General features: G+C 71.2%; 15 protein-coding genes and 1 other annotated feature. Of the genes, 4 read left to right on the top strand and 11 right to left on the bottom strand.

The genetic code is table 11. The features are described from left to right. Nucleotides 1-49 precede the first annotated feature (49 nt). Together BM140_RS16820 and BM140_RS16815 are read left to right on the top strand one after the other, a co-directional pair. Entirely contained in the window at nucleotides 50-3,721 is a 3,672-nt protein-coding gene (locus BM140_RS16820) for a cadherin-like domain-containing protein (protein ID WP_091948873.1), read from the top strand. Nucleotides 3,722-3,935: 214 nt separating this feature from the next. Continuing rightward, nucleotides 3,936-6,074 carry a CHASE2 domain-containing protein gene (locus tag BM140_RS16815; protein ID WP_091948871.1) on the top strand — a complete coding sequence of 713 codons (2,139 nt, stop codon included), beginning with the start codon at nucleotides 3,936-3,938 and terminating at the stop codon, nucleotides 6,072-6,074. A gap of 11 nt (nucleotides 6,075-6,085) precedes the next feature. On the opposite strand, the gene BM140_RS16810 is transcribed toward BM140_RS16815, so the two are convergent. The 6 genes from BM140_RS16810 to modC form a co-directional block, all read right to left on the bottom strand. After that, the gene (locus BM140_RS16810; RefSeq protein WP_091948868.1) at nucleotides 6,086-7,564 is read right to left on the bottom strand and encodes a SulP family inorganic anion transporter; all 1,479 of its coding nucleotides are present in this window, start codon (nucleotides 7,562-7,564) and stop codon (nucleotides 6,086-6,088) included. A 64-nt stretch (nucleotides 7,565-7,628) separates the two neighbouring features. Beyond that, nucleotides 7,629-7,684, bottom strand: a sequence feature (sul1 is cis-regulatory element that is thought to sense ions involved in sulfur or methionine metabolism; They are found in Alphaproteobacteria). Nucleotides 7,685-7,815: 131 nt separating this feature from the next. Continuing rightward, nucleotides 7,816-9,897: a Hint domain-containing protein gene (locus tag BM140_RS16805; protein WP_091948865.1), complete on the bottom strand. Its 2,082-nt coding sequence runs from the start codon at nucleotides 9,895-9,897 to the stop codon at nucleotides 7,816-7,818. 420 nt (nucleotides 9,898-10,317) lie between these two features. Beyond that, complete coding sequence (locus BM140_RS16800) at nucleotides 10,318-11,034, bottom strand: LrgB family protein (protein ID WP_091948862.1); 717 nt, start codon at nucleotides 11,032-11,034, stop codon at nucleotides 10,318-10,320. Continuing rightward, nucleotides 11,031-11,432 carry a CidA/LrgA family protein gene (locus tag BM140_RS16795; RefSeq protein WP_091948859.1) on the bottom strand — a complete coding sequence of 134 codons (402 nt, stop codon included), beginning with the start codon at nucleotides 11,430-11,432 and terminating at the stop codon, nucleotides 11,031-11,033. The genes BM140_RS16800 and BM140_RS16795 overlap by 4 nt, the downstream gene beginning before the upstream one ends. 12 nt (nucleotides 11,433-11,444) lie before the next feature. Further along, entirely contained in the window at nucleotides 11,445-11,921 is a 477-nt protein-coding gene (locus BM140_RS16790) for a tellurite resistance TerB family protein (protein ID WP_091948856.1), read from the bottom strand. A gap of 91 nt (nucleotides 11,922-12,012) precedes the next feature. After that, complete coding sequence (modC, locus tag BM140_RS16785; RefSeq protein ID WP_091948853.1) at nucleotides 12,013-13,107, bottom strand: molybdenum ABC transporter ATP-binding protein; 1,095 nt, start codon at nucleotides 13,105-13,107, stop codon at nucleotides 12,013-12,015. 56 nt (nucleotides 13,108-13,163) lie between these two features. Here modC and BM140_RS16780 point away from each other — a divergent pair, with 56 nt between their 5' ends. After that, the gene (locus BM140_RS16780) at nucleotides 13,164-13,820 is read left to right on the top strand and encodes a glutathione S-transferase (protein ID WP_091948850.1); all 657 of its coding nucleotides are present in this window, start codon (nucleotides 13,164-13,166) and stop codon (nucleotides 13,818-13,820) included. 11 nt (nucleotides 13,821-13,831) lie between these two features. Here BM140_RS16780 and modB read toward each other — a convergent pair whose 3' ends face one another. From modB to BM140_RS16765, 4 genes are all read right to left on the bottom strand, one after another. Then, the gene (modB, locus tag BM140_RS16775) at nucleotides 13,832-14,533 is read right to left on the bottom strand and encodes a molybdate ABC transporter permease subunit (protein WP_091948847.1); all 702 of its coding nucleotides are present in this window, start codon (nucleotides 14,531-14,533) and stop codon (nucleotides 13,832-13,834) included. A 10-nt stretch (nucleotides 14,534-14,543) separates the two neighbouring features. Beyond that, nucleotides 14,544-15,338, bottom strand: coding sequence for a molybdate ABC transporter substrate-binding protein (gene modA / locus BM140_RS16770; protein WP_091948844.1), 795 nt, complete (start codon nucleotides 15,336-15,338; stop codon nucleotides 14,544-14,546). A 96-nt stretch (nucleotides 15,339-15,434) separates the two neighbouring features. Then, nucleotides 15,435-15,605, bottom strand: a complete 171-nt coding sequence (locus BM140_RS25920; RefSeq protein WP_165616482.1) for a hypothetical protein — start codon at nucleotides 15,603-15,605, stop codon at nucleotides 15,435-15,437. A gap of 81 nt (nucleotides 15,606-15,686) precedes the next feature. Next, a complete protein-coding gene (locus tag BM140_RS16765) occupies nucleotides 15,687-15,887 on the bottom strand; it encodes a hypothetical protein (RefSeq protein WP_091948840.1) in 201 nt (66 codons plus the stop codon). A gap of 220 nt (nucleotides 15,888-16,107) precedes the next feature. Here BM140_RS16765 and BM140_RS16760 point away from each other — a divergent pair, with 220 nt between their 5' ends. Then, nucleotides 16,108-17,025 carry a 50S ribosomal protein L11 methyltransferase gene (locus tag BM140_RS16760; protein WP_091948837.1) on the top strand — a complete coding sequence of 306 codons (918 nt, stop codon included), beginning with the start codon at nucleotides 16,108-16,110 and terminating at the stop codon, nucleotides 17,023-17,025. 268 nt (nucleotides 17,026-17,293) lie between these two features. Here the strand turns inward: BM140_RS16760 and oxlT are convergent. Continuing rightward, on the bottom strand, nucleotides 17,294-18,558 hold a 1,265-nt coding region (gene oxlT / locus BM140_RS16755), incomplete at its 5' end, for an oxalate/formate MFS antiporter (protein ID WP_114436006.1).

The following is an 18,558-nucleotide window of genomic DNA, read 5'->3' as shown; positions in this document are numbered from 1 at the left end:
CAGGTGTGCTGACGAGGGACGCGCCTGTCCCAACGGGACGTGATCGGCCGTGAGAATTTTCGAAGACATTCCGGCGCCGGCGCCCGGCCCGTCCTATGGCGGGCTGTTCTCCACTCGCGTCTACGAAGCCGCATCGGGCGGCACGATTCGGCTCGACGATGCCGCCCTGCTGTTCCGCGGCGAGTTCGCCCGCGTCGGCGCCGACCTCGTCATCGGCGACGCGTTCCACCGCGTCGTCGTCCACGACTATTTCCGGGTCGAGGTGCGCCCGCGGCTGGAGGCGCCGAACGGCGCCGCGCTGAGCGGGAGCGCCATCGAGGCCTTGAGCCTGCATCCGCATGGCGAGCAGGTGGCCCAGGCCGGTGCGCCGGAGGGCAACGGGCCGATCGGCCGGGTCCAGACGCTGACCGGCACCGCCACCGTCATCCGCAACGGCACCAGCGTCACGCTGCAGGTGGGCGACCTCGTCTACAAGAACGACGCGCTCCAGACCGGCCGCGACTCCTCGCTGGCCGTCTCCTTCCTCGACGGCACCCTGTTCAGCCTCGCCTCCGACGCCCGGATGGTGCTGAACGGCATGGTCTACGCCGAGGGCGGGTCCGGCAATTCGGCGCTGTTCGACCTCGTCCAGGGCACGATCTCGTTCGTGGCCGGCAAGGTCGCCAAGTCCGGCGACATGAAGGTCGGCACGCCGGTCGCCACCATGGGCATCCGCGGCACCGCGGTCCACATCCAGATCGAGGCGGACGGCGGCAACACCCGCTTCTCGGTGATGACCGAACCGGACGGCACGGTGGGCCGTTTCGAGGTCTACGACCGCAGCGATCCGTCGAAGCTCCTGTTCACGGTCTCGGACCCGAACGTCGCCACCGTCGTCATCCCGGAGGACGGGCGCGCGCCGCGGATCGAGACGGCGCAGAAGACGCCCGCCGAGATCGCCGAGGAGAACGGCCTCGTCCAGTCGCTGTTCAAGACCCTCGCCGAATCGCCGCGCCTGCCGGTGGTGCCGGGGCCGGGGGGCGGGCCGGGCTCGGGCGTGCCGCCGAACGCTTTTCCCGACGGGCCCGGCGGCGGCGGTCCGGACTCGACCGGGCCGCGCACGCCCCCCGATACGCTCCAGCCCCCGGGCCCGGTGACGCCGGTCCCCGGCGGCAACGAGCCCCCCCGCGAGGGCGGCTCCGGCGTGCCGCCGACCGAGCCGGACCCCGATGCGCCGCCGCTCGCGGTCGCGCCCCAGACCGTGCCGGTGGTGCAGGACGCCGCCCTCGTCACCACCGATCCGGCCCGAGGCCTGCTCGGCTCCGGCGCCGTGACCGGTTCGGCGACGCTCAGCGTGCTCGCCGCCCGCGCCGGCACGGTGCTCGGCGGGGCCGACACGACGCTCTCCGACGGCAGCGTGACCCTGCGGGGCACCTATGGCGAGCTCGTCCTGCACGCCGACGGCACCTATGCCTATACGGCCGACCGCGCCGCCTTTCTGTCCGAGGGCCGGGTCGGCACCGACGCGTTCAGCGTCACCGTCGGCGGGCCGAACGGCGCGATCCTGCACACGATCTTCTCGATCGACGTGACCGGCCTCAACGACGCCCCGACGGTCGCGAGGCCCGTGACGCTCGCCGAGAGCCGGGCCGGCGAGGCCCGCACCCTGACCGTCGCCGACCTCTGCGCGGGCGCCTCCGACATCGACGGCGACAGCCTCTCCGTCACCGACCTCACGGTGGTGAGCGGCGGCGGGACCATCGTCGATCTCGGCGAGGGCCGCTTCCGCTACGAGCCCGGTGCCCAGTCGCACGGCACGGTGACGCTCGGCTACCGCGTCGGCGACGGCCATGGCGGCGCCTGCCTCCAGACCGCGACCTTCGCGCTGATCGACGCGGAGGCTGCCCCGGTCCTGACCCTGCCGGGCGAGGGCGCGCGTTTTCACGAGGACGGCGCGCCGATCCGGCTCGCCGAGGGGCTGATCATCCGCGACGCCGACAGCGCGGCCCTGAGCCGCGCCACCGTGCGGATCGCCGAGCATTTCCAGAAGGGTGCGGACACGCTCGGCGTCGATCTGCCCGAGGGGAGCCCGATCCGCGCCCATTACGACGCCCGCACCGGCGTGCTGACGCTCGACGGGGCGGCCAGCCTGTCCGAGTACCGGACGGTTCTGGCCTCGCTGACCTACGCCAACGGCAGCGATGCGCCCTCGGAAGCGCCGCGCACGGTCTCGATCGTGGTGGTCGACAGCGACGGGGTGGCGAGCGCGCCGGTCCTGCGCGACGTCGCGGTGATCGCCACGCCCGACGCGCCGGAGGCCCGCGACGACAACGCCTTCGTCGAGGCCGGCAGCGCGGTCACGGTCGCGGTGCTGGTCAACGACGCGGACCCCGACGGCCGCGCGGTGCGGATCGATGCGCTTGGCGAGCCCGGCCACGGCACGGTCGTGCTCAACCGCGACGGCACGGTCACCTACACGCCGAAGCCCGGCTTCACCGGCCCCGACAGCTTCACCTACACGATCCGCGACGCCGACGGCATGACGGCCGAGGCCACCGTCGACGTGATCGTGGGGCGGGCCGGCCACCAGACGGTCGGCGGCGACGTGTTTCTCCAAGGCGCCTACATGGAGATCGGCATCGCCAAGCACGGCTCGCTCGGCACGGAATCGGAGGCGCCCGACGGCTTCCACCCGCAGGCGGGCGGCTCCAGGCAATTGTCCTTCGTGATCGACGACGACGGCTGGGACACCGGCAAGGAGACCACCTCCAACGACGTCACCATCCCGGGCACGCCGGAGGACGCCATCGTCATCGCCCATGACGGGAAGAGCTTCGCCAATTCCGAGCGCACCGGCACGATTCAGTTCGAGGCGACCACCACCGACACGTCGAGCGGCGGACGGCTCCAGGCGACGACGACCGGAGCGACGACCGATGGCCTCAAAGTAACACAGGTGATCGACCTCGATCCCAACGCCACCTACTTCCGCACCACGGTCACGCTGACGAACACCACCGACGCGACGATGACGGACGCCCGCTTCCTGCGCAGCTTCGATCCCGATCAGGACGCGATCCGCTACGGCGACTACGCCACCGACAACGACGTGCTGGCCAACCCGACGGGCAAGGGCGGCGTCGCAGTGGTGCAGGCCTACGGCACGAAGTCCGGCGTGTCGGTCAATCTCATCGCCTTCGATGGGGCGGCGCGGGCCTCCAGCGACGGCTTCTACAACCACGACGCCTATCTGCCGAACGTCTACGATACGCCGAAAGACCCCGACGGCGCCCATATCGACACCGGCATCTCGCTCAACATCAAGTTCGGTGACCTGCGCCCGGGCGAAACCAAGACCCACACCTTCTACACCTCGCTCAACGGCAGCCAGGGCGCCAACGACCTCGTGGTCGGGTCGTCGCGGCCCGAGACGCTCGACGGGCGCGGCGGCGACGACATCATCCTCGGGCTCGGCGGCGGCGACACGCTGACCGGCGGTACCGGCCGCGACACCTTCGTGTTCGACACGGCGGCCTTCGGGAAGACCACGATCACGGACTTCACCGCGGGCGCCGACAGCCTCGAATTCGACCGCTCGGTGTTTTCCAGCGCCGAGGCGGTGCTGGCCCGCGCGACGCAATCGGGCGACGACGTCACCATCGCCTACGACCGCACGCAGGTGCTGACGCTCAAGAACGTGCTGCTGGACAACCTCCATGCCAGCGACATCCATATCCTGTGAGGGGTCGGCGAACGTGACGACGAGCCGCCCGCGCATTCCCTCTCCCCGCACGCGGGGAGAGGGGGGAGCCCGACCTTGCGCGCGTGCGGTCTGAGCGCCGCTCTTGCCCCTCCCCCGCCCCTTCCGCCGCTCCGCTGCCCCGGCTTCGCGCGCCCTATCATCCAACAGAATCGGCCTCGACCGGGCGCTCGCGCTTCTCGTCCTCCTCGCCCTGATGGCGGTGCGGATCTGGGATCCGGCGCCGGTCGAGACCCTGCGGCTGCGCACCTTCGACGCGCTGCAGGCGCTGCATCCCCGGCCGGTGACGCTGCGCCCGGTCACCATCGTGGACATCGACGAGGACAGCATCCGCGCCTACGGCCAATGGCCCTGGGCCCGCACCCGGGTCGCCGAGATGGTGCGGCGGCTGAGTCAGGCCGGGGCGGCGGTGATCGCCTTCGACATGGTGTTCCCCGAGCCCGACCGACTCTCCCCCGCACGGGTTGCTGACGGCCTCGACGGGCTCGAGGCGAGCGCCCGCGAGGCGCTCGCCCGCCTGCCCGACAACGATGCGGTGCTGGCCGATGCGATCCGGGCCGGGCGGGTGATCCTGGGCCAGTCGGCCCTGGAGCAGGCTTCGCACGAGGCCCCCGACCTGCCGCGCACCGGCTTCGCCACGCTCGGACCGGACCCCTCCCCCCATCTCGCCCGCTTTCCGGGCCTGCTGCACAACATTCCCGAACTGGAGCGCGCCGCCGCCGGGCGGGGCCTGTTCACCATCGTGCCGGAGCGCGACGGCATCGTCCGGCGGGTTCCGCTCGCGGTGCAGGCCGGCGGGCGGCTGGTGCCGGGGCTCGGGCTCGAGATCCTGCGGGTGCTCACCGGGTCGGGGGCGGTGCTGCTGCGGGCCGACGCCGCGGGGGCGCAGGCGCTGGCGCTGCCGGGCTTCGAGATTCCCACCGACGCCACGGCCTCGGTCTGGCTCCACTTCTCGGGCCGCGACCCCGCCCGCTACGTCCCGGCGCGGACCGTCCTCGACGGCAGCCTCGACCCGGACAAGGTGGCGCAGAAGATCGTGCTGGTCGGCACCTCGGCGCTGGGGCTCCTCGACAACAAGACCACGCCGGTCGAGCGGGTGATGCCCGGCGTCGAGGTGCAGGCGCAGCTCCTCGAGAGCGTGCTGTCCCGCGCCACCCTTTCCTATCCCAACGACGCCATCGTCGTGGAGATCGCGCTCGCGCTCGGCGTTGGCCTGATCGTTGTCGTGTTCGCGCCGCTCCTGGGCGCCGCGCGGCTGCTGCTGCTCGGGACCGTCATCGCCGTGTTCCTGGCCGCGACGGCGTGGTTCCGTTTCAAGGAACTCGGCATCCTGCTCGACGCCACCTTCCCGTTGGGAGCCAGCCTCACCGTCTACGCCGTGCTGGTCTTCACCAACTACACCCGCGAGCAGACCGGGCGGCAGCGCATCCGCGCGGCCTTCGGCCAATACCTCTCGCCCGCCTTGGTCGACGAACTCGCCGCTTCCCCCGACAAGCTGCGGCTCGGCGGCGAGGAGCGCACGCTCACCATCATGTTCTCGGACGTGCGCGGCTTCACCGGCATCGCCGAGTTCTACCGCCACGATCCGGCGGGCCTGACCGCGCTGATGAACCGGTTCCTGTCGCCGCTCACCGACGCGATCATCGAGAGCCGCGGCACCATCGACAAGTATATGGGCGACGCCATCATGGCGTTCTGGAATGCCCCCCTCGACGACCCCGATCAGGAGGCCAACGCCTGCGCGGCGGCGCTCGCCATGATCGCCCGGATGGAGGCGCTCAACGCCCGGCGCAGGGCGGAGGCCGAAACCGGCGGGCATCCGGTCCTGCCGATCGACATCGGCATCGGCCTCAACACCGGCCTCTGCGTCGTCGGCAACATGGGCTCGTCCCTGCGCTTCGACTACTCGGTGCTGGGCGACCCCGTGAACGTCGCCTCGCGGCTGGAGGGGCAGTCCAAGGCCTACCGGGTCAAGGTCGTGCTGGGGGCCGCCACCGCCGCGGCCGTGGCCGACCGCTTCGCCGTGCTGGAGATCGACCTCATCCGGGTGAAGGGGAAGACGGAAGCCGAAGCGATCTCGACCCTCGTGGGCGATGCGGACGTGCGGGATTCCGCGGCCTTCCGGCGGCTCGCGGCGCGGCACGCCGAGATGCTCGTCGCCTATCGCCGCCGCGACTGGGCGAGCGCCCGCGCCCGCATCGGCGCCTGCCGCGCGGAGGGCGCGGCCTTCGGCTTGAGCGGCCTCTACGACCTCTATCTGGAGCGCGTCGCCGCTTTCGAGTGCGTGCCGCCCCCGGCCGACTGGTCGGGGGTGCATGTGGCGCTGACGAAGTAGCCGCTTTCCGTTCAGTGTGCCGGCAATTCGGCACCCGGCTTGTCGTGCTGCCCGAAGCGTTCGACCAGGGTCGCGCTCGCCGCGTTGAGGCCGATCACCTCGACGCTCCGGCCCTGGCGGCGCGCCTTCATCACGACGCGGTCGAGGGCGGCCACCGCCGAGATGTCCCAGAAATGCGCCGCGTGCAGGTCGATCACGAGGCGGTCCACCGGCTCGCGGGCGTCGAGCGCCTCGGCGAAGGTGCCGGCCGAGGCGAAGAACACCTGTCCGCTCACCCGGTAGAGGCGGGTGCGCCCGTCCGGCGACAGCTCGGAGGTGGTGCGGACCATCCGGGAGACCTTGCCGGCGAAGAACACCCCCGACAGCAGCACGCCGACCAGAACGCCGATGGCCAGATCCTTCGTGGCGACGACGACCGCGACGGTGGCCAGCATCACCACCGAGGAGGAGAGCGGGTTGGTGCGCAGCGCGATGAGCGAGCGCCACGAGAAGGTGTTGAGCGAGACCATGATCATCACCGCCGTCAGCGCCGCGACCGGCACCACGGCGAGCAGGTCCTGCAACGCCACCAACAGCACCAGCAGCACGACGCCCGCCACCAGCGTCGAGAGCCGGCCGCGGGCCCCCGACGAGACGTTGATGACCGATTGCCCGATCATGGCGCAGCCGCCCATGCCGCCGAACACCGCCGAGCCCATGTTGGCGAGCCCCTGGCCGACGCATTCGCGGTTCTTGGAACTGCCCGTGTCGGTCATGTCGTCGACGATCTGGGCGGTGAGCAGGCTCTCCAGCAGCCCCACCGCGGCGAGCGTGGCCGCATAGGGCAGGATGATCCGCAGCGTCTCGAAGGTCAGCGGCACGTCGGGCAGCGCGAAGGACGGGAGCGTCGTCGGCAGCGCGCCGAGATGGGCCACCGTGCGCACGTCGAGCCCGAGCCAGGCGGTCAGCGCGGTCAGCACCGCGATGGCGACGAGCGGCGAGGGCACTGCGCGGGTGATCCGGGGAAAGCCGTAGATGATGGCGAGCCCCAACGCGATCAGCCCGTAGGTGGCGGGCGTGACGCCGGTCAGTTCGGGCAACTGTGCCAAAAAAATCAGGATCGCCAGCGCGTTGACGAAGCCGGTCATCACCGAGCGGGAGACGAAGCGCATGAGGCGCCCGAGCCGCATCAGCCCGGCGGCGATCTGGATCACGCCCATCAGGATGGTGGCGGCGAACAGGTACTGCACCCCGTGATCGCGCACGAGATCGACCATCACCACGGCGGTGGCGGCGGTGGCCGCCGAGATCATGGCGGGCCGCCCGCCCGCGAACGCGATGATGATCGCGATGACGACGGAGGCGTAGAGCCCGACCTTGGGATCGACCCCGGCGATGACCGAGAAGCCGATGGCCTCCGGGATCAGCGCCAGCGCCACGACGAGGCCCGACAGCGTGTCGGCCCAGGGCGAGCCGAGCCACGCACGGGCGGCGTTCTTGACACGAGACATCTTTGAAAATTTCCGCAAGGACGCAGGCCCGCGCCGAAGGCGGGCGATGGTCGCGTCTCGAATGCGTGATCCGGCGGATCGGCGGCCGGAAGAGCCACCCGGGCTTGCACCGGGTCCAGGCGAATGCCGCCGCTCCTACAATGTGTGCTGTTGCGGCGCAACACGGGCCGCCACGGCAAACGGCCCCGCCATGGGCGGGGCCGCTGCTTCACCGCAAGGGGAAGGCGCCGGCGGTTGCTGCGGCGCGGGGCTCAGGCGTGGTGCCGAAGCGCGGCCGGCACGATCCGCTCGGACGGGCCGACCCAGCGCGGCAGGGCGGGGCCGGAGAGGTGGACCTCCAGCGTGACCGGGCCGGGGCACCCGGCCCAGAGCGAGGCCGGCAGCACCGCCGACCCGTCGGTCCAGCGCCAGGACCTCCCTTGGCCGTCGCGGCCCACCGGATGGAAGCCAGCCTCCAGACGCGGATCCGCGATGGCGATCGTGCGCGTGCCGTCGATCGTGAGACCGGCCAGCGGCACGCCGAGCCGCCGGACGTCGCGCGTGCCCGGCCGGACATGGGCCGGCACGGAGGCCGCCGAGACGAGGCGGACCTCACGGGCCCAGGCAGGCAGGACGAAGCGGGCGGTGAGGCCCGCCGTTTCGGGGCGGATCGTGCGGCCGTCGGCGACGAGGTGCAGCCCGGCGAAGGTCTCCTCGACCACCTGCCAGCCGAGCGCCCGCGCCCGCGCGTCGAGGCGCTCCCGGACGGTCTCGACCACCGGCCCGCTCTCGTGGAACGGACGGCAGAACGGCAATGCCCCCATCGGCCTTGCATCCGGCGGGAGGGTGATGTCGGTGACGTCGGCGTTGGCGAAGAAGCGGCGGTTGCCACAATCGAGGTAGCTCTCGGTCGGAAGCCCATCGGCGATGAGGATGTCGTGGCTGTCGAGTTCGACGTGCCAGTAGCTCACCGTCTCGGCCTCGACCTGCGTGATCGTGGAGCCGTTGAGGAGGCGGATCGCCGGGATCAGCACCTCGCCCGAGCGGTCGCCCATCGGATCGACGCAGATCGCGTGCGCCGGCGACACGAGGAGGTCGCGGAACGGCCGCCTCTCGCCGAAGGCTCCCGCGGCGATGCGCACGGGCATCACGTCGCTGCGGCCGCGGCAGGGCATGGTGCGATGGCCGATCCAGCGGATCGGGCGGGCCTCGCCGGAGGCCGTGACGGCGCGCTCGCCGACCGCCAGGGTCTCGACCGGCACGTCGCCGCGCGTGGTGCGGATGCGCGTGCCGGCGGCGAAGCAGACCACGACCACGGTCCCGCCGTTGCCGTCGTCCCGCGCCTCGTAGGCCGTCGAGGTCGGGTTTTCGAGGGTGAAGCTCTGGCTGAAGCTGCCGCCGCCGCGGGTGCCCGTGACGGTCAGGAGGCTGTTGCTGCTGTTGAAGCTGACGCTGGCATTGGTCAGCCCCTTCAGGTCGAGCTCGCTGCTGCCGTTGAAGTTGGCGATCGTGTTGCCGAAGGTGACGCCGTTGGCCTGGGCCGCCGTGTCCAGCGTGAGGCGGGCGGTGGCGTTGCCCGACAGCGTCGAGAACGTGATGTCGCCGGTGCCGGCGGCGTTCGCGTTGCCGAGGACGAGGTTGCCGCCCGAGAGCGTGGTGCCGCCGGCATAGGTGTTGGCGCCGGTGAGCGTCCAGGTGCCGCTGCCGGTCTTGATCAGGGCACCGCTGTTCGTGGCCGTGTTCTGGTCGACGATGGTGCCGCTGACGACGCCGTTGCCGGCGCCGCCGAGGGTGAGTTCGAAGGAATCCGCCGCGCCGGTGTTCTGGCTGGCGCGGATCGCGGTGCCGCCCGGATTGCCCGAGCCGCCGGTGAGCGTGACGGTCGTGCCTGCGACGCTGTTGATGATCGCGTTGCCCTCGTCCTCGACGCTGACCGTGCCGGTATAGGTGGTGTCGACCGAGCGGTTGAACTCGAGGACGCCGCCGTCGTCGACGCGGATGTTGCCCGCGATCCCGCCGGCCGTGGTGCCGTTGCCGATCTGCAGCGTCAGCGGTCCGATGGTGAAGCTCGGCTGGGCGGTCGAGGGCGACGTGTCGCTGATATTGAGCGAGTCGACGACGGTCAGCCGGTAGTTGATCGGGTTGGCCGCATCTCCCGTCGCCGGGTAGTTGGCCGGCGTGCCGCCGCGGAAACGAAGGGTTCCGGCCGTCGACGGCGAATTTAGATTGGGAACTTGGCCGCTCGTCAGCGTAATGTCGTTTTGCAGGTAGATGCTGTCGTTGGCGCTCGTGCCGTTGGCGGTATTGGTCCCTGAGACGATATCGTCGCCCGTCGTCGCGAAGTAGTTGGCCATTTTCGACTCGCTTTTTGTCGTTGATCTCCCGCTCGGTCTGTCTTCGGCGTTCGGGCCGGTGCGTTCGGGCGCCTGTTTTCAGGATAGCTCGCCGTGTGCAGGGAGACTGACTTCGCTCTCGATGTCTGGGGCCGGCCACCTTCGCGAGTCGAGGGAGGTGGGACGATGTCGCGGTTCACGACATCGTCTTTTCGCCGATTTGCACATGATTAACCAATATAAGTGCTTTCTATGCAACGCGGCTTTGCCGGTTTGTCGAAGATATATCTGGTAAAAAGGAAATCTAAGCGGGATCATTAGGCAATGATCTTCGGGACTCTCTCCCGGTCTCGGAAGGCGATGTCCCACACGCGAATCAGCGGCCCGAGCACGGCTCCGGCCCTGTGATCGACATCCGGCTGCTGGCGATTCGCGGCGGTGTCAGCGCAGGAAGCTCACCGCCACCGGCACCAGCACGGCGGTCAGGAACGCGTTCAGCCCCATGGCGATGCCGGCGAAGGTGCCGGCGACCTCGCTCACCTGAAAGGCGCGGGCGGTGCCGAGCCCATGGGCGGCCAGCCCCGCCGCGAAGCCGCGGGCGCGCATGTCCTCGATGCGAAGGAGCCGCATCAGCGGCGTGACGATGAGGGCGCCGGCCATGCCGGTCATCATCACCAGCACCGCGGCGAGCGTCGGGTCGCCGCCGAGCGCCTCGACGATGCCCATGGCCACGCCCGTGGTCACGGATTTCGGGGCCATGGCCAGCATCACGTCGTAGGGGATGCCGGCGAGCCGGGCGAAGACCAGCGCCGAGCCCATCGCGGTGACGCAGCCGACGACGAGGGCGGCCCCCATCGGCAGGAGCGCGCGCATCACCGTCTCGCGGCGCTCGTAGAGCGGCACGGCGAGCGCCACGGTGGCGGGGCCGAGCAGGAAGTGGACGAACTGCGCGCCCTGGAAATAGGTCGGGTAGGGCGTGCCGGTGACGAGCAGCACCAGCCCGATCATCCAGACCGAATGGATCACCGGGTTGGCGGCCGGATGGCGCCCGGCGGCCTGGAAGAACCGGTCGGCGACGGCGTAGGCCAGCAGCGTCACGGTCAGCCACAGCAGCGGCGTGCGGCTGAGATAGACCCAGAGGGCGAAGTCGCCGCTCATGTCCGCGACGCATCCCGCCGGGCGATCAGGCGCGAGACCGCGACGAAGGTCAGCACGGTGGCGGCCAGCGTCAGCGTCACCGAGAGGCACAGCACGATGGCGAGCGCCACCCCGTGGCTCGCCAGCACGTCGAGCTTGCCGACGATGCCGACCGCGGCCGGCACGAACATGATCGAGAGATGGGCGAGCAGCCCCTTGGCGGCGTTCTCCACCCCGCCATCGACCAGCGGCGGCGGCAGGAGGCGGGCCGAGGCCTGCCGCCACCGGTCGCGCAAGGTCAGGAAGGCCAGGAACAGCGCCATGCCGATCACCGGCCCCGGCACCGGCATCCCGACGGCGCGGGCCAGGGCCTCGCCGAGGAGCTGCGCCAGCAGGATCGCGGTGAAGCTGACGATCATCGGGGCGGTCGCTCAGGAGAGGACGGCGGCGCCGCCCTGAGCTCGGCTGCGGGCGGCCTGGATGCCGACTTCGTCGAAGCCCAGCAGCTTGCCGAGCCGCCAGACCAGCGCCTCCTCGAACTCATGGACGGTCCCGTCGGCGCCCGCGACCGACCACGCCATGGCGAGCAGCCGTTCGCGCTGTTCCGGCGCGCCGTCCTCACCGATCAGCTCGACGAGGCTCGCGAGGTCGCGGGTCTGGGTGTCGAAGGCGGCGGCGCGTTCGATCAGGGCGGCGGCCTCCGCGTCGGTCTCGGCGTAGCGGCCGCGCACGAGCCGGACCAGCCGCTCGGATTCGGCTGCGTCGAGCACCCCGTCGGCGCGGGCGACGTGGACGAGGAGCGCGGTCGCGGCGAGATGCTCCTCGCTGCCGTCGGGCAACGGCTCGGCCTCCGGCGGCAGGCCGAAGGCGGCGGAGGCGTAGGCGAAGAGGCGAGACAGCATGGCCATGGCGGGAACGCTCGTAGCCCATCCGGGCGTGGGGTGGGAGAGCCGCAGCGCACGCGACGGACCGGGATGCGCCCGTCCGAGGCGATCCGGATCAGATCTCGAGGCGTCCGCCTCCGGGCCCGAGGCCGGCATCGAGCGCGACGCTCTTGACGATGGCGTGGACGGGGCTGCCTTCCGTGAGCCCGAGGTCGCGGGCCGAGGCGCGGGTGAGGCGGGCGAGCAGGATCGCCGCGCCGCAGGCGACCTCGACGAGGCAGGCGGCCCCCTCCTCCCGCAGGCCCACGACGCGGCCGGGCAGCACGTTGCGGGCGGACAGACCCTGCGGCGCCTCGGTCGCCAGCAGCACGTCGCGGGCCGGCAGGCGCAGGTTCAGCCGCCGTCCCACCGGCAGCGCCAGCAGCGGTACGGAGAGCGGGCCGGCGGGGCCGGTCAGCCGGGTCAGGCCGGCGGTGTCGTCGTGGCCCGCGACCGTCATGGCGAGCACGCTGCCGGCCTCCGCCGCGTCGGGGATCAGGTCGGCCCGGCGCATCACCGCATCGACCGGGCCCTGGCCCGCGACGCGGCCGCCGTCCAGCACCACCACCGTCGAGGCGAGGCGGGCGACCTCCGCCACCGAATGGCTGACATAGACGATCGGCAGCCCGGCCTCGTCGCGCAGCCGCTCGATATAGGGCAGGATCTCGCGCTTGCGGGCCTCGTCCAGCGCCGAGAGCGGCTCGTCCATCAGGAGCAGCCGCGGGCGGGCGAGCAGTGCCCGACCGATGGCGACGCGCTGGCGCTCGCCCCCCGACAGCCCCGCCGGGCGCCGCTCCAGCAGCGGGGCGATGCCGAGGAGGTCGGCCACGGCATCGAGGCTGGGGCCGCCGCTCCCGCGGGCGAACAGCCGGCCGAAGCGCAGGTTCTGCCGCACCGAGAGATGCGGCAGGAGCCGCGCCTCCTGGAACACGCAGCCGATCCGGCGCCGGTGCACCGGCATCCGCACGCCTTGGGCCGTATCGAGCAGCACGGTGCCGTCGATCACGATGCGCCCGCGCTGCGGGTGGCTCAGCCCGGCGATCAGGTCGATCACCGTGGTCTTGCCCGAGCCGGAGCGCCCGAACAGCGCGGTGAGTCCGGCGCCCGCGGTGAAGGCGACCTCCAGCGCGAAGGTCCTGCGATGAAGCGCGACGTCGATCTCGATCGTCACGGGTTCGGGCTCCGGAACGGGATCCCCGCGTTGTCCGCGGGACACGAGGAGACCCGATGATCACCGTCCACCATCTGGAGAACAGCCGCTCGCAGCGGGTGCTGTGGCTGCTCGAGGAACTCGGGCTCGCCTACACGGTGAAGCGCTACGCGCGCGACCCCGCCACGATGCTGGCGCCGAAGGAGCTGCGGGCCGTGCATCCGCTCGGCAAGTCGCCGGTGATCGAGGCGGACGGCCGGGTGGTGGCCGAGACCGGAGCCATCGTCGAATTCCTGACGGCGCGCGCGGACGGCGCCCTGGTGCCGCCGCCGGGCAGCGAGGCGCGCGACCGCTACACCTACTTCCTGCACTACGCGGAGGGCTCGGCGATGCCGCCGCTGCTCCTGAAGCTCGTCTTCTCCCGCCTCGCGCCGGGCAGCCCGGCCCTGCTGCGGCCGCTGGTGCGGGCGATCGCGAAAAACGTCACCGGCCGCTTCGTCGATCCGGAATTGCGCCGCCACGCCGCCTACTGGGAGGCGGAGCTGGCCGGGCGCCCGTTCTTCTGCGGGCCGGACTTTTCGGCTGCCGACATCATGATGAGCTTTCCCCTCGAAGCCTTCGCCGCCCGCGGGACCGGTGCGGGCCCGCTCGTGACGGATTGGCTCGCCCGCATCCACGCCCGGCCCGCTTACCGGCGCGCGCTGGAGCGGGGCGGCGCCTACGCCTATGCCTGAGGCGGCCAGCATCACCCCGCCCCCAGCCGACGGCTCATGCGCCGGGCCAGCATCTCGGAGGCGACGAGCGCCAGCATCGAGACCGCCACCGAGACGAGCGTGAGCCGGAGCGCCGCCCCCTCCCCGCCCGGCACCTGGGTGAGCGTGTAGATCGCCGACGGCAGGGTCTGGGTCTCGCCCGGGATGTTCGAGACGAAGGTGATCGTCGCGCCGAACTCGCCCATCGCCTTGGCAAAGGCCAGCACGGCGCCCGCGAGGCAACCGGGCAGGCTCAGCGGCAGGGTGACGAGCAGGAACACCAGCGGCGGGGCGGCGCCCAGCGTGCCTGCGGCCTGTTCGAGCCTGCGGTCGACCGCCTCGATCGACAGGCGCATCGCCCGCACCATCAGGGGAAAGCCCATCACCGCGCAGGCGAGCGCCGCCCCGGTCCAGCGGAACGAGAACACGATCCCGAACTCGGCAAGCCACGCGCCGAACACGCCGCGACGGCCGAAACCGAGCAGCAGCAGGTAGCCCGTCACCACCGGCGGCAGGATGAGCGGCAGATGCACCAGCCCGTCGAGCAGGGCGTGGCCGGGAAAGCGCTTGCGCGCCAGGAGCCACGCCACGGCGAGGCCGGGGGCCAAGCTGCACAGGGTGGCGACGCTCGCGACCTTCACCGACAGGAGGAGCGCCGTCACCTCGTCCGGGCTGAGGCCGAGCCCGCTCAGCATGGAAGCGGGCTCAGGTGCGCTTCTCCGTGCCGATCACCACGAAGCCCTGGCGCTCGAAGAACGGCCGGGCGGCGGGGCTGCGCAGATAGCTCAGGAAGGCGGCGCCGTCGGCGTTCTTGGATTCCGATGTGAGCGCCGCCGGGTAGACGATCGGCGGATGGCTGCCCTCGGGAAAGGTCGCCACCACCTCGACGCCCGGTTCGCTCGCCGCGTCCGTGGCGTAGACGATGCCGAGCGGCGCCTCGCCGCGGGCGACGAGGAGGAGCGCCGCCCGCACGTTCTCGGCCTGGGCGACCTGGGCCTTCACGCCGTCCCAGGCACCGAGCTTTTCGAGCGCCGCCTTGCCGTACTTGCCCGCCGGCACCGCATCGACATGGCCCATGGCGAGCCGCCCGCCGGCGAGCGCCTTGGTGAGGTCGAGGCCCGGCTCCAGCGCGATCTTCCGGCCCGAGCCCTTCGGCGCCACCAGCACGATGGCGTTGCGCAGGAGGTTGACGCGGCTGTCGGGGCGGATCGTGCCGTTCTTCTCGGCGTAGTCCATCCAGGCGAGGTCGGCGGAGACGAACAGGTCGGCGGGCGCGCCCGCCTCGATCTGCTTGGCCAGCGCGTTCGAGCCCGCATAGGAGATGCGGGTCGTCTTGGCCGTCGCCTGGGTCCAGGCGGCGCTCGCCTCGTCCAGCGCGGTCTTCAGGCTCGCGGCGGCGAAGACCGTCACCGGCTCGTCGGCCGATGCCGGAAGGCTGCCCGCCGTCAGCGCCAGGAGCAGGCCGGCCATCCAGGCGCGGCGGGTGCGGGATGCGGTCATGGCCAGAGCCTCCGGCGCCGCCGTCGCGGCGGCCCGGAAGCGCTATAGCCGAACGGGAACGACGCTGCCAGGGCGGCGTGGTCCCCTATCCCGGCCTCAGCTGTTGTCCGGCCCCGTCGCGGACGGCTCCGGCTCGCCCGCGGTGAAGCCTTCGAGCCAGTCGAGGCTCTCCTGCGAGCCGGCCTCGTAGGGGTTGGCGGAATCCGGCTGGCCCTGCGCCTTGGCGGCCCGGCCCTCGTCGTAGATCGCACGCGACACAACTGCCATCAGATCAATCCTCTCGAAGCATCGACGGGCCGACAAGACGCTCGCGGCCGCCGGGTTCCCGGAGCGGCCGGGGGGCGCGCCTCAGCCCTGCGGATTCGGCTCGTCGCCCGGCCGCGTCTCGGCGCGGTGGAGGCGGCTGAGCAGCACGAGCAGCGGGCCCGGCAGGGGCGCTTCGAGGGCGCCCGCGTCGAGGAGCGCCGGGCGGCCGGGGCGGCGGCGGTCGGGCCGCGGCTCCTGCTTCACGACGACGGGCGCGCGGCGGCGGACGGATCTGGGTGTCATGACGACCGGAACTCGAGGACGCCTGTGTGGGAACGAAGTGCGGGTGTGAACGCTCGCTTTTCGCGGCGGTTCCGCGATTTTCGACTACAAATTAAACACCTTGCCTGCGGATTAGGCGGCTTTCGGCTTGCGTGTGGCGTGGCGGCGACATCGGGCCCTGCGACGGGCCTGCTTGCAAAACCCGTGGCCGGACGGGGCGGCGGATGGTAGAGGGCGCTCCATGCTCGAAGGCCTGCCGCCGCACCGACCCACGCACGTCCTGCGCCTGATCACGGACGAACCGTCCGCGCGCGCCATGACGGAACTGTTGGGCGAGATGTTCGATCCCATGGAGACGGCGGTGGCCGCCTTCGAGGTCGAGGAGACCGGGGCGTGGCGTCTCGAAGCCTATTTCTCGGAAGAGCCCGACGCGGAGATGATCCGCGACCTGATCCGCCCGCTCGTGGGCGACCAGGCGGACGCGGTCTCGTTCGACACCATCGACCAGCAGGACTGGGTGCGGGCCTCCCTCGAAGGACTCAAACCCGTGCGAGCCGGGCGCTTTCTCGTCCACGGCTCGCACGACCGCGCGCATGTGCGCCCCAACGACCTCGCCATCGAGATCGAGGCGGCGCTGGCCTTCGGCACGGGGCATCACGGCACCACGCTCGGCTGCCTGCGGGCGCTGGTGGCCGAATTGAAGCGCCGCCGCCCGGCCCGCGTGCTCGATGTCGGCACCGGCACCGGCATTCTGGGTTTTGCCGCCGCCCGCGCGCTGCATACCCCCGTGGTGGCCGGCGACCTCGACCCGGAAGCCGTCCTGACCGCCCGCGAGAACGCCCGCCTCAACGGGCTGGGCCCCCTGATGCGGCTCTACCAGGGGCCGGGCGTGCGCCACGCGCTCGCGAACCGCCCCCGTGGCTTCGACGTGGTGTTCGCCAACATCCTGGCCCGCCCGCTCAAGCGCCTCGCCCCCACGCTCACCGCGGTGGTGGCCGATGACGGCGTGCTGATCCTGTCGGGCCTGATCGAGCGCGACGTGCCCGGCGTCCTCTCGACCTACCGCCACCGCGGCTTCCACCTCGCCCGCTCCGGCCTGATCGAGGGCTGGGCCACGCTGGTGCTGCGCCGGGGCGGGGCGGCGGCCAGACCCCGCTGAGGACGTCTTTGCGGACGCCGCGCCCGCCGAAAGAGCCCCCGCAGCCCTGTCGATGCCTTCGATTAGAGATGTCCGTGTCAGTGGAAGGGGCGGGCATTCGTGCGAAGGCCGAGATATCGGCACATCTCGATCGCCGGTCGATCCTGTCGTCGTCTGCCCGCCCCCGAACGACCAGGGGCGGGTGGGGGATATCGGTCCGAAAGGTGGCTGCCGGCTTTCGGGAAAAAGCCGATGCGGCACGAGAACCGAGCGCGGCCCTTATCCCTGCCTAGGCAAGCCTGATCTTGCGAGCGTCCGCCTGCTCGGCGATTTCAGCCTCGGCCGCGAGGTAGCGGCGGCGCATCGGCTTCAGTACGAAGACGGCCAGGGCTGCGGCCAGGATGTTGAGGCCGATGATCAGCCCGAACACCGCCGACCAGCCATAGGCCGTCGACAACACGCTGGCCAACGGCACGAGGAAGGCCGCCGTTCCCTTGGCCGTGTAGAGGAGCCCGGCATTGCTCGCCGCATATTTCGAGCCGAACGTGTCGCCGCAGGTGGCCGGGAACAGCGAGTAGATTTCGCCGAAGACGGCAAAGTACATCGCCGTGCAGAGCACGAACATCACCGGATTCCGGCCGTAGCCGAGCAGCAGGATGCAGGCCGCCGCCGCGATGGTGAAGGCGATGAACATCGTGTTCTCGCGGCCGATATTGTCTGACACCCAGCCGAAGAACGGCCGGCCGAAGCCGTCGAAAATGCGGTCGAGGGAGATCGCGAGCGTCAGTGCAGCCATCTGCAGTCCGAACAGGTTCATCGTCACGCCGGCCACTTCGAAGTCGTGGGCGATCGGGGCGATCTGGGCTGCCGCCATCAGGCCGCCGGAGGCCACCATCACGAACAGGGCGTACATCGTCCAGAACACGGGCGTCCGCACCGCCTCGCGCGGGCTGCGGTCGACCTTGGTCTGGGGTAGGAGCAGGTTCTTGCGGCGGATCGGGACGGCGACGGACGGCTTGCGCAGCAGTAGCGAGAGCAGCACGACCACGAGCCCCTGGCCGAGGCCGAAGACGAGGAAGGCTTTAGCGTAGCCGCTCGTGGCGATCATGTTGGCGATCGGGATCACGGTGATCGCCGCGCCCGCGCCGAAGCCTGCCGCGGTCGCACCCGCGGCCAGTCCCCGGCGGTCCGGGAACCACTTCAGCGCGTTGCCAACGCAGGTGCCGTAGACGGAGCCCGCGCCGATGCCGCCGATGACGGCCGCCGTGTAGAGCACGAAGAGCGAGTCTGCGTAGGCATTGAGCACCCAGGACAGGGCGATCATCACGCCGCCAAAGAAGACCACGACCTTCGGGCCGTAGCGGTCCACGAACCATGTCTCGATCGGCACCAGCCACGTCTCGGTGGCGACAAAAATCGTGAAGGCGAACTGGATCGCGGTGCGACCCCAATGGTGCTGCTGGTCGATCGGATCGACGAACAGCGTCCAGCCGTATTGCAGGTTGGCGATCATCGCCATGCAGAGCACGCCGAAGGCGAGCTGCCACCACTTGG

It is taken from the genome of Methylorubrum salsuginis (assembly GCF_900114375.1).
Taxonomy (GTDB): domain Bacteria; phylum Pseudomonadota; class Alphaproteobacteria; order Rhizobiales; family Beijerinckiaceae; genus Methylobacterium; species Methylobacterium salsuginis.
This window is presented reverse-complemented; position numbering and strand designations above follow the sequence as displayed.